The sequence below is a fragment of the Paraburkholderia sediminicola genome (assembly GCF_046026895.1).
GTDB classification, from domain to species: Bacteria; Pseudomonadota; Gammaproteobacteria; order Burkholderiales; family Burkholderiaceae; genus Paraburkholderia; species Paraburkholderia sediminicola_C.
The window spans coordinates 1-12,775 of the sequence record NZ_JAQQEU010000044.1; the positions used below are offsets into that span (position 1 = coordinate 1).

Sequence of the window (12,775 nt, forward strand, 5' to 3'; positions counted from 1 at the left end):
CATCGACACGAAGCAGACTCGCAAGTTGTAAATGCAATCAAAGTCATCGCTCGTTGCGAGCGGTGCTCAATGAGCTGTTCATACCGCTCACAACGACGTGATGTCCCGATGTACGTTTTGTTCTCTCCGGTAAGAATGCTCTGCATCTGCAATGCGCTTAACTCATCAAAATGGCCGCGATTGTTCGCTGGTTTGCAAAACAATATTGCTGTAATCGCGGTGGCCCTGCTTTTTTTGTCCGCGTCCAATGGCGTGCGCTGTGATAGCTGATCGATTCGGCAGGTGAGGGGAGCGCCGCAAGGCGGCTCTCTCTTTTTTTGGGCGGCGCTTTTGCCGTTCGCCGATGACCTCGCCACTCACCATCGGCACAGCGCTTTTTGCAACACGTTTGCCTTGGTCCGTCATGGGTCACTCGGACTCGCGCCATTTACCGGAGAATAAAAAAATGAAACTCAGCCAACGCTGTCTGATTTCACTGACCGCATTCGCTGCGGTCGGAACCGCACATGCACAAAGCAGCGTCACGCTCTACGGCACGATCGACACATCTCTCACTTACGTGCATAACGCCTCGGGCAATCAGAACCTGTGGGCACTCGGCAATAGCAGCGGCGGCGATCTGTCGGGCACCCGCTGGGGCATCAAGGGACAAGAGGATCTCGGCGCCGGCCTGAAGGCCATCTTCCAGTTGGAGAACGGCTTCAATCCGACAACCGGCGCACTCGGCCAAGGTAGCCGCATGTTCGGCCGCCAGGCTTACGTCGGTCTCGCGAGCGACAACTACGGCACGCTGACGCTCGGCCGCCAGTACGACCCGCTGGTCGACCTCATTCAGGGCATTACCGCTGACAACTATTTCGGCAGCGCCTTCGCGACCGTCGGCGACGTGGACAACTTCGACAACAGCTCGCGCACCAACAATGCGATCAAGTACCTGTCGCCGATGTATGCGGGCTTCCAGGTCGAAGGCATGTACGCATTGGGCGGCGTCGCGGGCCAAACCGGCGCGGGCCAGACGTGGTCGGTGGCGGCGGCTTACAACAACGGTCCGGTGTCGGTCGCCGCGGGCTACTTCGTCGCGGACAATCCGAGCGTGGCGACCGCGCAGCGTACGACCTGGGGCGGCACGTCGGACGGGACGTTCGACGGTTCGCTGGTGAACCTCGGCTACCAGACGGCGAAGTCGATCAATATCGCGCGCGTCGCCGCGCAATACGTCGCGGGCCCGTTCACGTTCGGCCTCGGCTACAGCAATGCGCAGTACAAGCAGGATGCGCAGTCAGTGTTCGCGTCGACGCAGAAGTTCAACACGGGACAAGGCTTCCTGAACTATCAGGCGACGCAGGCACTGCTGGTCGGCGTGGGCTACAGCTATACGAAATCGAGTGGCAACACGAGCGCGACGTACCATCAGGTTTCGCTCGGCGCGGACTACAACCTGTCCAAGCGCACCGACGTCTATCTGGTGGGCGCATACCAGCATGCTAGCGGTGAAACGCTGAGCGCGGACGGTACGGCCGTGGTCAGCGCGCAGGCGTCGATCGGCTCCTATGGCTACGGCGGCACCAGCACGCAGGAACTGGTCGCGCTCGGCCTGCGCCACAAGTTCTGATTCCAGCGGCCGTCTGAAAGAAAGCCGCGGTGGTTACGCGCTTTGCTTGTGATGCAAAAAGCCCGTCGAATATATTCGACGGGCTTTTTTTTGCTTTTCCCTTCCCTACCGGCGGTGCAGCCGGTCTCGCATCCTGTAACCTGGAAATCTCATCGAGTGTGCGGCCGCCGGTTTCCAGTGCGAACGCGCCGATCACTATCGATCCGAGCAGCGAGACAATCGCGAAGTAGCCGAACACGGCCTCGACACTCAGATACGTCAGCAACGCGCCGATGATGACCGGACCGATCACCGACGAAACCCGTGTGATCACAGACGCGGCACCGGCGCCGCTCGCGCGGATTCGCGTCGGATAGACCTCGGGCGCATAGACGATCACGAACATGCCGACGATCGTGCCGATCAGCGTGGCGATCATGCTCCGACGCGTCGCAATTCGGCGCGGCCGCCTCGCACGACGTGATGCGTGGGGGCACGGGCGCGTCGGCGCCGCTGTCGAGCCCGGGCTACACCGACACGCGCACGATCGTCGACGCGGATAATGCGAGATTTACAAATTTTGTCGATTGGCTGGTCAATGCGTGCTAGCGTCCAAGCCGCGCTCTGACCGCGCCAGGCGCTCGCTTTTTTCTCCATGAGGCACGGACCAGGCAACGCCGGACCGCGTCGAAACCTTTTGCTATTTCCCATTTTGCGCTATCGTCCTGCACCAAAATTCAGGGCGCCCGGTGCATTCGCCAGCCAATGCTGCAGTTCATCTCGCCCAATGAGCGCTAACGAATTCGTCAACTTCACGACCATCACAACCAGTTGGTTGGAAAACACAGAGGAGATTTCTGCATGAGTTTCAAGCTTCACAGGCTGTTGCCGATCAGCGCCGCAGTCGTTGCATTCGCGGGCATGGCGACCACGGCATGCGCCGACCAGGTCGTCAAGATTGGTCACGTCGGTCCACTGACGGGCGGCTCGGCCCACCTCGGCAAGGACAATGAAAACGGCGCGCGCCTCGCGATCGAGGAAATCAACGCGAAGGGACTGACGATCAACGGTCAGAAGATCACGCTGGTGCTCGACGCGCAGGACGACGCCGCCGATCCGCGCCAGGCCACCCAGGTCGCGCAGAAGCTGGTCGACGACAAGGTCGTTGCGGTGGTCGGCCATCTGAACTCGGGCGCGTCGATTCCGGCGTCGAAGATCTATAGCGATGCGGGCATCGTGCAGATCTCGCCTTCGTCGACGAACCCGGCCTATACGCTGCAAGGCTTCAAGACGACCTACCGGGTGGTCGCCACCGATGCGCAGCAGGGCCCGGCACTTGCGAACTACGCCGCGAAGAATCTGAACGTGAAGACCGTGGCCGTCGTCGACGACTCGACGGCATACGGCCAGGGCCTCGCGAACGAGTTCGAGAAGACCGCTAGGGCGCTCGGCCTGAAGGTCATGTCGCACGACGCGACCAACGACAAGGCGGTCGATTTCCGCGCGATTCTAACGAAGATCAAGGGTGAGAATCCGGACGCCATCATGTACGGCGGCATGGACGCCACCGGCGGCCCGTTCGCCAAGCAGGCGCGCCAGCTCGGTCTACGCGCGAAAGTGCTGTCGGGCGACGGCGTGTGCACCGAGAGCCTCGCACAACTGGCCGGCGCGGCAGCGGGCAATGTCGTGTGCTCGCAGGCGGGCATGGCCGTCGAGCGGATGGACGGCGGCGCGCAGTTTGCGGCGAAGTACACGAAGCGCTTCGGTCATCCGATCGAGTTCGATGCGCCATTCACGTATGACGCGGTGTACATCGTCGTCGATGCGATGAAGCGCGCGGATTCGACCGAGCCGTCGAAGGTTCTCGCGAAGATCGCGGGCACCGACCACAAGGGCGTGACCGGTCAGACGACGTTCGATGCGAAGGGCGACCTGCAGCACGGCGTGATCTCGCTGTACGACTACAAGGATGGCAAGAAGACGCTGGTCGACGTGATGAAGATGTAAGCGGGTCAGCGCCAAGCGGCACGGATCGGCGCGGGGCGGTTGGAGCAGGGCTCCACCGCCCCGTTTCGATTGGTGTTCTGGAACCCGTCGCCGTTGTACGAGCCGGGATGCCTCGCTCGATCCTGGGCGCGTGGCCTCCTTCACGATTGGCGCACGTCCGAGCCTTCACGTCGAACGATCGACGTGAAGGTAGCAATAGATCAATTCCCGCTCCCTCCCGTTGTGGCAAGCTTGGCGATCAGCGTCGGGCGGCGCGCGCGATCTGCCGCCGATCGACGGGCATCCGGGACTGGCCGCGCACATCGGCAAGTCGCTGATGACCGAGGAATTCGACATGTCCTTCTTTCAGGGCAAGACACTCGATCACGGCTGTTTTTCGCCGCTATCCTTGCTTTGCCCGCACGTCCCCGAGTGGCCGGTCAAGCTGGTGCCGTTGCAGATGGGCGTGCTGCAATTGCCGATGCCCAGCGCGCGCCGATTCTATAAGCTGGGTCAAGCGCTCAGGCGCGCGATCGAAAGCTATCCCGAGGATCTGAAGGTCGCGATCCTTGCGACCGGCGGCCTGTCCCATCAGGTGCACGGCGAGCGTGCGGGCTTTAACAATGTCGAATGGGACCAGCGCTTTCTCGATCTGTTCGAGCGCGACCCCGAGCAACTGGCCGAGATGACGATTGCCGAATATGCCGAACTCGGCGGCTACGAAGGCGCGGAAGTCGTGATGTGGCTGACCCTGCGCGGCGCGCTGTCGGTCAATGTCGTTTGCAAGCACCGCAGCTACTACCTGCCGTCGATGGCGGGCATCGCCACCGCGATCTACGAAGGCGAAGAGGGCGCGGCGAACGCCGCGATCGTCGAGCGCCACCGGCAGCGGATGGCCGTTCAACTGGCGGGCGCCGAGAAGCTCGAAGGCACGTATCCGTTTTCGATCGACGTGGCCGTGCGCGCGGTCCGGATCAACGCGTATCTGCACAAGCTGGTCGAGCCGGCTCATCGCGAGGCGTTCGTGCGCGATCCCGAGGCGAGCTTCGCGGCGGCCGGGTTGTCGGATGAAGAGCGCGATATGCTGCGTCGGCGCGACTGGCGCGGCCTGCTGCACTACGGCGTGATTTTCTTCATGCTGGAAAAGCTGGGTGCGGTGGTCGGCGTGTCGGACCTGCATATCTACGCCGCAATGCGCGGCGAAACGCTGGAGGCGTTCCAGCGCACGCGAAACGCGCCGGGTGCGTTGTACTCGGTGGCGGGTAAGACCGCCGGCAAGCTCGAGTGGGATGGCGCGGAGCAAAGCAACGCCGAATAAATCGGCACGCCTCTCACTACGCCCGATGAAGGAGGGTACGCAACAGGCCGGCCCCGCAGGGCCGGCCCCGTTACTGCGTAGTTGAAGCCCGCTTATGGCGCCGCGACGCCCTGGGTCTTCGCGGTGTACGACCTGTAGAAACTCGAACCAGCCCACGTGGGAGTCGACGCGGTGTACAACGGTGCGCCTTGCGTGTAGTTCGCGCCGTCGTGCCAGTCACCGGAGCCGGTGAACTTCGCCACCGCCGGATACGGGTACACCGGACGAGTCGCCGTTACTGCGTTCGACGAATTGGTCTGGTACGTCATCACCGCATTCGGAGCCTTGGCCTGCTCGACCCAGCCGGTCATCTGCGACACCAGGTCGATGTTGGGGAAGCCCTCGCCGCCGCCGCAATGGCCGACACCCGGCACGACATACAGCCGCGCGAACTCGTTCACGTTCCACTCGCCCATCGTGCTTTGCATGGACTCGTAGTAAGCGATCGTGAAGAGCGGCGAGATATGCTGATCCGCCCAGCCGTGCCACAGGATCAGCTTGCCGCCGGCCTTCTGGAACGCGGACAGGTCGGGGCTCGTCGCATCGTTGAACGGGTGATTCGCCTGCAGATAGGTCGGATAGAAGCTCGCGTCCTGATAGCCGAAGCTGTCGATGGTCGGCATGCTCGGCGAACCCGTGAAGATCAGGTTGTACGCACCGGTCACGATCGAGTAGCTGAACAGACCCGTGACAGGCACCGGCGTGTCCGTCGAGTTCGTGGTCGGTACTTCGACGCCGATCCAGTTGGCTTCCGAACCATATTGCGGCGAGCCGGCCAGCATGCGCTCGCCGGTCGTGGCATCCGTCGGGCCGCTGTAGATCTTCGTGGCGGTCGCGACTTCGGCTGCGGTCAGGCAGTTGGCGGTGCTCGTCGCGCCGCTCGCGCACTGGATCGTTGCCGGGTCGAAATGGCAGGTGCGCGGATCGGCCAGCAGGCCGTCGGGCACGCCGGTTTGACCACCGCACGCCGCGACCACGGCCTTGTGCAGCACCTGAGCCTTGTCGGCGTAAAGCACGGCTTTGCCGGTGCTGTCGCCGGTAGTGCTGTTCGACTTCACGCTCCAGCCGTGGTACAGCGAGTTCTGGATCTGGAAGTGAGCGGCCGGGGCGCCGGCAATGATGCCGTTGTAGTCGGTCGGGTAACGCTGCGCGGCCATCAGTGCTTCGCGGCCGCCATCGGAGCAACCCACGAAGTACGAAAACTTCTGCGCCTGACCATAGTAGGCCTGGATCAGCTTCTTCGCCGCGAGTGTCGTGATGTGCTGGCCGCGGTACGCAAAGTCAGCCTGCTTTTGCGGGTCCGTGGTCCAGGCGGAGCTTTGGCCCGAGTGTCCCATGTCGGTCGCAGCCGTCACGAAGCCACCTTGCTGTACGAGCGGACAGGTGTAGCTGAAGCTGAACGAGCTTTGCTTGGTCGGATCACTCAGGTTGCCGCACAGGCCGCCGCAACCCAGTTCCGCGAAACGTTGCGTCCAGGTGCTAACCGGCAGCGCGACTTCGAACGTGTTCGACGGTGCGAGCGTGCCTTTCACCGTGCAGAAGTTGACGGTGGCGCCATTGACCGTGGCCGCGGTGACGGTAGCCGAGGTGATCGAGCTGCCTGCGCCGCCCATGTCGGTGATGTCGATCGAAGCGAGCTTCGAACAATCGACGACCGGATTGACGACCGCCAACGGAGTGGGGGAAAGACCGCCACCGCCGCCGCCACAGGCGGCGACAAGGGCGGCGCTCACGCAGACGGTGAACAGTGTCAGCAGCGAGGCTGTGCGCGCATGAACGCGCGCGAGCAGCCCGAAGGAATGCAGAGCTCTCACGCTTGTCTCCTTGAGTTGTTTTCATGGTCGATCGGAACCACACGTGTGCGTGCGGACCGCATGACGCATTCGTGGTTTGCGTGCTGCCTACTTATCTTCATGGATTCACATCTCCTCTTTTAATGCTTCGGTTGCCAAAAAAGTCTTTTTAGATCGTCGATCGTGCCGGGGCTTGTCGATCATTCGCGATGCGATGACGCGCACCCCTAGCCGACGACGATTGCCATCGAATCGTCGTGTTCATGCATGCGCATCGCGTCTTGAGCAATCGAAGTTAATTAAGATGTCTAACTTGTTTGGGTTCGTGGCCGGGACAAGCCGGGCAACCTTCTGATGTGCTGTCGTTCATTCTGGTTTTTCCTCTTTCTCTTCCCCAGTAGATGCACTGAACAACGCGAAAGATGTGCAGCTCGACATCTGACCCCGCTCGCTGAGTTTGGAAGCGACGGTAGCCGGGCAGGGAAGCGCGCGGAATTGGGGGTTAACCAGAATGATGCGGAACCGGGCGGTAAAAGGCACCCTACCGGTTGGATCAACGCCACGCGCAGGCCCACGGAATAAGCGCTTCGCTCGCCTTTGCGAAATGCGGCTCTGACGATTGCCGCTCGCCTGCACGACAACACGCAATAATTTTTTTAGATGGGGAAAGAGATTGAAAGAGATTGAAATTGACAGCGTGGCTGGCCGGCTTTGTCGCGCTATAGCGCGTCGATTGAAGCGGCATTCACTTTTCGGTTTGCACGCTGTTGTCACGGCGAAGCCGACGCTCTCGTGGCATAAAGTTGCCGCCGCGAGTGGACGATGAAAACGTGCGCCTGGCGGAAATCCAATGGCGCATGTGTGCTCGTATCTTGATGCGGGAAAAGAGCGTCGGCTGAACAGTCCTTTCTATGCGACTTCGTTCCCGAGCCATCTGATCTGCTTATCGGAGTGTTCTTCAACGGGCATTCGCCGGGGGCGCCGGCAGGGGCTTCAGGATTGCGCCACAGCCTTGTCCGCAGGGATTTTGAAGGCGTTTTGGCCGCTGCGGCGCGGCTATGCGGAACACCAGAAGCCCGGATACTTCTTCAACACATCTGGTTAGCCCGCCCTTTTGGAGCGGGAGGGCGAACCGCTACCTTCAGCTCGGGTCATCTGGAAATGCAATACGGGGCACCACGACATGACGGGTAGCGCAATCAACGGGAGCAAAGCGAAGTGCTTTGACCGCGCGATAAGACCAATGAAGGAGATAGGGGAAATCTGATGACAGGTGGAATGACGAGCGGTAAGAGGATAGACATCAAGACGTTCATCGACGAACGGCACATCTCGCTCTATCAGTGGCTCCTGGTGGCGCTGTGTTTTCTGATCGTAACGGCCGACGGCATGGACGTCGCCATCATGGGTTTTGTCGCGCCTTCCATCATTCTCGACTGGGGTATTTCCCGGCCCGCGTTCGGGCTCGTGATGAGCGCGGCGCCGATCGGTCTGGTGATCGGTGCGCTGACGGCGGGGCCGGCATCGGACCGCATCGGCCGCAAGTGGGTGTTGGTTACGTCGGTGTTTCTGTTCGGCGTGTTCACGATCGCGACAGCGTTCACGCAATCGCCGGGCGCGATGGCATTGCTGCGGTTGCTGACCGGTATCGGCCTCGGCGCGGCGATGCCGAACTCGACGACGCTGCTCTCCGAGTACGCACCGCAGCGCAAGCGCGCATTGCTGATCACCATTATGTTCACGGGCTTCAACCTTGGTTCGGCGTTGATCGGCTTTGCCGCAGGCTGGCTGATTCCGATTCATGGCTGGCGCTCGGTGCTGATTTTCGGCGGCGCGCTGCCGCTGGTGCTGATCCCGTTCCAGATCTGGCTGTTGCCGGAGTCGGCCCGTTTGCTGGCGGTGCGCGGCGCGTCGTCCCAGCGCATCGGCGCGGTCCTCGGCCGGGTCTGTGGTGCGCGCTTTGCCGGCGACGAGGTGTTCGTCTCCACTGAACCGCCGCTGCCGACGCGCAAGCCGATCGGCGTGCTGTTCTCGCAAGGCTACGGCTCGATGACGCTCGCGCTGTGGGTCACGTATTTCATGGGTCTGCTCGTTATCTACCTGCTGACCGGCTGGCTGCCCACGCTGATGAAGGACGCCGGGCTGACCGTCAGCGCGGCCGCCAACATTACGGCGATGTTCCAGATCGGTGGAACGGTCGGCGCGGTTCTGGTCGGCTGGGTGATGGACAAGGTCCGCCCCGCGCCGGTGATCAGCGCGGCATACCTGGGCGGCGGTCTGTGCGTGCTCGGATTGGGTTATATCGGTGCGTTGTCTTCGTCGCTGGCGTTGCTGGTGTTTGCCGCGGGCTTCTGCATGAGCGGCGCGCAGACCGGCCTGAACGCGTATGCGCCTGGCCGTTACCCGACGGTGGCGCGTGCCACGGGCGTGAGCTGGATGCTCGGCATGGGCCGCTTCGGCAGCATCTTCGGCTCGGCGATCGGCGGTGCGTTGCTCGGCTTCGGATGGCAGTTCGGCGCGATTCTCGCGATGCTCGCGATCCCCGCTACACTGGCTGCAATCGCAATCCTGGTGAGCCAGCACGTGAGCGCCAGCGAGGCCACGGCAAGTCCGAACACTGCACATTGAGGCATGCGCGGCGCGCGCCGATCTCGTCGCAGCGCGCCGCTCCTGAAGTCAAATTTCTGAGGAGAGACGGTGATCATCGACATTCACGGCCACTACACCACCGCGCCGAAAGCGTTGGAGTCGTGGCGCAACCGCCAGATCGCGGGCATCAAGAATCCGTCCGGGATGCCAAAGGCGTCGGAATTGCAGATCAGCGACGACGAGCTGCGCGAATCGATCGAAAGCAACCAGTTGAAGCTGATGCGCGAGCGCGGTCTCGATCTGACCATCTTCAGCCCGCGCGCGAGCTTCATGGCGCATCATCTTGGCGACGCGCAGGTTTCCAGCACATGGGCCGCGATCTGCAATGAGTTGTGCTACCGGGTGAGCCAGCTCTTTCCAGACAATTTCGTACCGGCGGCGATGCTGCCGCAAAGCCCCGGTGTGGACACTGCCACCTGCATCCTGGAGCTGGTCAAGTGCGTCGAGCAGTACGGCAATGTGGCGATCAATCTGAACCCCGATCCGTCCGGTGGCCACTGGACCAGCCCGCCGCTGTCCGACCGCTACTGGTATCCGATCTACGAGAAGATGGTCGAGTACGACATCCCCGCGATGGTTCACGTGAGCACGAGTTGCAACGCGTGCTTCCACACCACCGGATCGCATTACCTGAATGCGGATACCACCGCGTTCATGCAGTGCCTGACGTCGGATCTGTTCCGCGACTTTCCGACCCTGCGCCTCGTCATACCGCATGGCGGCGGCGCGGTGCCGTATCACTGGGGCCGTTTCCGCGGACTCGCGCAGGAGCTGAAAAAGCCGCTGCTGAAGGATCATCTGCTGAACAACATCTTCTTCGATACCTGTGTCTATCATCAGCCGGGCATCGATCTGTTGACGCGCGTGATCCCCGTCGACAACATTCTGTTCGCGAGCGAAATGATCGGCGCGGTGCGTGGCATCGATCCGGAGACAGGCCACTATTTCGACGACACGAAACGCTATATCGAAGCGGCGCACGTCGATGCGCAAGAACGTCACAAGATTTACGAAGGAAATGCGCGGCGTGTCTATCCGCGCCTGGATGCATTGCTTAAATCGACGGGACAGTAATCATGTATGAACTTGGAGTCGTCTATCGCAACATTCAGCGCGCGGACGCCGAGGTTGCCGCGCAACTCGGCGCGCTCGGCTCGGCGACCGTGCACGAGGCGATGGGGCGCACGGGTCTGCTGAAGCCGTATATGCGGCCTATCTATGTCGGCGCGCGCGCGAGCGGCGCGGCGGTCACGGTGCTGCTGCAACCGGGCGACAACTGGATGCTGCACGTTGCGGCCGAGCAGACCCGCCCGGGCGACGTTGTCGTCGCCGGGGTCACGGCAGACTGCACGGATGGCTATTTTGGCGACCTGCTGGCGACGAGCTTCAAGGCGCGCGGCGCACATGCGCTGATCATCGACGCGGGCGTGCGCGATGTGAGCGTGCTCACCGAGATGAACTTCCCGGTCTGGAGCAAGGCGATCTCCGCGAAAGGCACGGTCAAGGCGACGCTCGGTTCGGTGAATATTCCCGTGGTGTGCGCAGGCGCGCTGGTCACGCCGGGCGATGTCGTCGTCGCGGACGACGATGGTGTGGTGGTGGTGCCCGCGGCGTCGGCGCAAGCAGTGCTCGAAAAGGCGGCCGCCCGCGAAGCAAACGAAAGCGAAAAGCGCGCAAAGCTGGCCTCCGGCGTGCTGGGTCTGGATATGTGCAACATGCGCGGGCCTCTGGAACACGCTGGGCTGCGCTACAAAGACTAATAGGGCAGTTACCATGGTCAGCGGGCAAACCGGACGCAAGCCGATCACCGGCATCTCGTCGATGGCCACGCGCCAGGTGCTGGCCGAACTCGCGCGGAGCTACGAGCGTCTATCGGGGCAGCCCGTGGCGATCGAGTCGGTCGGCGGCGTCGACGCGGCCCGGCGTGTTCAGGATGGCGAATCATTCGAATTCGTCGTGCTGGCGGCGGACGCGCTCGACCGGTTGGCCGCCGCGGGCCGCGTCGATCAGGCGAGCCGTGTGGACCTTGCGCGTTCCGGCATGGCGATTGCCGTCGCGGCAGGGCAGGCGCATCCGGACATCGGCAGCGAAGCGGCGCTTCGCGAGGCGATTCTCGCGGCGCGCAGCATCGGCTATTCGACGGGGCCCAGCGGCGCGCACCTGAAGCGGCTGTTCGAGCGTTGGGGCATCGCCGGGCTCATCGAGCCGCGCATCGTGCAGGCGCCCCCTGGTGTCCCGGTCGGGGCGCTGGTCGCGCGCGGGGACGTGGCGCTGGGCGTTCAGCAATTGAGCGAATTGATCCACTTGCCGGGCATCGACGTGGTCGGCACGCTGCCGCCTGACGTTCAAGCCACCACCGTGTTCGCCGCGGCGGCTTGCGTCGCGACGAGTCAGCGCGAGGCCGTCCGGGCGCTGCTGACGTTTCTGACCTCGCCTGAGGCCGATATTGCCAAGTCGCGGAATGGTATGGAGCCGGCCTGATCGCAGTACACCGCGTGCTGCGGTAACGCTTCGGCTCGCGTGCGGACATCCGCCCGCCCCCGGCGTCGAGCGGACCATCCGCACTAAGCGCCTCATTGGATGCCTCTGCGCGATGCGGTTGGCCACGCATGGTCTGTATTGCTCTGCGCTGGTTTTTCACGTCGGGCTGCACGAAGCCAGACGTGAGGAGGCGTGAAGACCATTGAGCGCATTTTCTACCGTCACAATTTTAATCGCCTTGCATGGTTATTCAAGGTTGTTTGCGGAATCAGTTTGTTTATTATCGTATGACTTTTTTCGAGAGCATTTTCTCGATTGTGGAAATAATTCGACATCTTCTGCGTGAACGATGTTGGCGCGTCCGACGCGTTGTGGGACGGCATGCAACCGGACGGCAGCGGTGGCTATCCGACGGTGCGCTGGGATATCACGACGTGGCACAACTATGAAGTGTACGGCGACATTTTCAACATCGGCACGGACGGCGGCGGTGCTTGAATCGATCTGCCGATCTATTGCAAGGCCCGATATGGCGTGCCATTCATGATCACCGAATGGAACACGGGCCCGGAACAAACCGAGGCTTACCGGGCGAACTACATCAGCGCAAAACTGACAGAGTTCTATCAGCAGAGAAAGAATCACAACATCCAGTCGGTGATGTACTGCGTGCTCGATAGCGGAAACGAAACGTTCGGGATTATGATGAACGGCACGCCGATCAATCCGTCGTATAGCGCGTTTACGAGCTTCACTGCGAGCAATCCGGACAACTAAGCCGGCGAGAGCGCTTCGCGGACAATAAATCTGGCCTCCCTTCGCTGCGGAAAAGGGAAGCCAGATTGTCTTGATCCTGCTTCAATTCGACCCGCTATGACCTGCAACGGGCTCAGGCAAGCGGCGTCATCCCATACGTCG

Annotated in this window: 10 protein-coding genes and 2 pseudogenes; 9 read left to right on the plus strand and 3 right to left on the minus strand. The window is 62.0% G+C overall.

Going from position 1 to position 12,775, the window contains the following annotated elements:
* Nucleotides 1-165: 165 nt before the first annotated feature.
* Entirely contained in the window at nucleotides 166-405 is a 240-nt protein-coding gene (locus tag PQR02_RS26070; RefSeq protein ID WP_408237985.1) for a hypothetical protein, read from the minus strand.
* 40 nt (nucleotides 406-445) lie between these two features.
* Between PQR02_RS26070 and PQR02_RS26075 the strand changes: the two genes are divergently transcribed.
* Nucleotides 446-1,612 carry a porin gene (locus PQR02_RS26075; RefSeq protein ID WP_408237988.1) on the plus strand — a complete coding sequence of 389 codons (1,167 nt, stop codon included), beginning with the start codon at nucleotides 446-448 and terminating at the stop codon, nucleotides 1,610-1,612.
* On the opposite strand, the gene PQR02_RS26080 is transcribed toward PQR02_RS26075, so the two are convergent.
* The gene (locus PQR02_RS26080; protein ID WP_408237991.1) at nucleotides 1,524-2,030 is read right to left on the minus strand and encodes an MFS transporter; all 507 of its coding nucleotides are present in this window, start codon (nucleotides 2,028-2,030) and stop codon (nucleotides 1,524-1,526) included. The genes PQR02_RS26075 and PQR02_RS26080 overlap by 89 nt on opposite strands.
* A gap of 5 nt (nucleotides 2,031-2,035) precedes the next feature.
* Between PQR02_RS26080 and PQR02_RS26085 the strand changes: the two are divergent.
* The 3 genes and pseudogenes from PQR02_RS26085 to PQR02_RS26095 all read left to right on the plus strand — a co-directional run.
* A pseudogene (locus PQR02_RS26085) lies at nucleotides 2,036-2,146 on the plus strand (porin); the annotation flags it as partial.
* 306 nt (nucleotides 2,147-2,452) lie between these two features.
* Nucleotides 2,453-3,598 (plus strand): branched-chain amino acid ABC transporter substrate-binding protein, encoded by a 1,146-nt coding sequence (locus tag PQR02_RS26090; RefSeq protein WP_408237994.1) that lies wholly within the window; start codon nucleotides 2,453-2,455, stop codon nucleotides 3,596-3,598.
* A 220-nt stretch (nucleotides 3,599-3,818) separates the two neighbouring features.
* On the plus strand, nucleotides 3,819-4,895 hold the full coding sequence (locus PQR02_RS26095) for a gallate dioxygenase (protein ID WP_408237997.1): 1,077 nt from the start codon (nucleotides 3,819-3,821) through the stop codon (nucleotides 4,893-4,895).
* A gap of 92 nt (nucleotides 4,896-4,987) precedes the next feature.
* Here the strand turns inward: PQR02_RS26095 and PQR02_RS26100 are convergent, their stop codons facing one another.
* A complete protein-coding gene (locus tag PQR02_RS26100; RefSeq protein WP_408238000.1) occupies nucleotides 4,988-6,748 on the minus strand; it encodes a tannase/feruloyl esterase family alpha/beta hydrolase in 1,761 nt (586 codons plus the stop codon).
* Nucleotides 6,749-8,005: 1,257 nt separating this feature from the next.
* On the opposite strand from PQR02_RS26100, the gene PQR02_RS26105 reads away from it, so the two are divergent.
* The 5 genes and pseudogenes from PQR02_RS26105 to PQR02_RS26125 form a co-directional block, all read left to right on the plus strand.
* Entirely contained in the window at nucleotides 8,006-9,355 is a 1,350-nt protein-coding gene (locus PQR02_RS26105; protein WP_408238003.1) for an MFS transporter, read from the plus strand.
* Nucleotides 9,356-9,424: 69 nt separating this feature from the next.
* Entirely contained in the window at nucleotides 9,425-10,450 is a 1,026-nt protein-coding gene (locus PQR02_RS26110; RefSeq protein ID WP_408238006.1) for an amidohydrolase family protein, read from the plus strand.
* Between the two features lie 2 nt (nucleotides 10,451-10,452).
* Nucleotides 10,453-11,136 carry a 4-carboxy-4-hydroxy-2-oxoadipate aldolase/oxaloacetate decarboxylase gene (gene ligK / locus PQR02_RS26115; protein ID WP_408238009.1) on the plus strand — a complete coding sequence of 228 codons (684 nt, stop codon included), beginning with the start codon at nucleotides 10,453-10,455 and terminating at the stop codon, nucleotides 11,134-11,136.
* A 13-nt stretch (nucleotides 11,137-11,149) separates the two neighbouring features.
* Nucleotides 11,150-11,857 carry a substrate-binding domain-containing protein gene (locus tag PQR02_RS26120; protein ID WP_408238012.1) on the plus strand — a complete coding sequence of 236 codons (708 nt, stop codon included), beginning with the start codon at nucleotides 11,150-11,152 and terminating at the stop codon, nucleotides 11,855-11,857.
* Nucleotides 11,858-12,193: 336 nt separating this feature from the next.
* A pseudogene (locus tag PQR02_RS26125) lies at nucleotides 12,194-12,634 on the plus strand (hypothetical protein); the annotation flags it as partial.
* Between the last annotated feature and the right edge of the window lie 141 nt (nucleotides 12,635-12,775).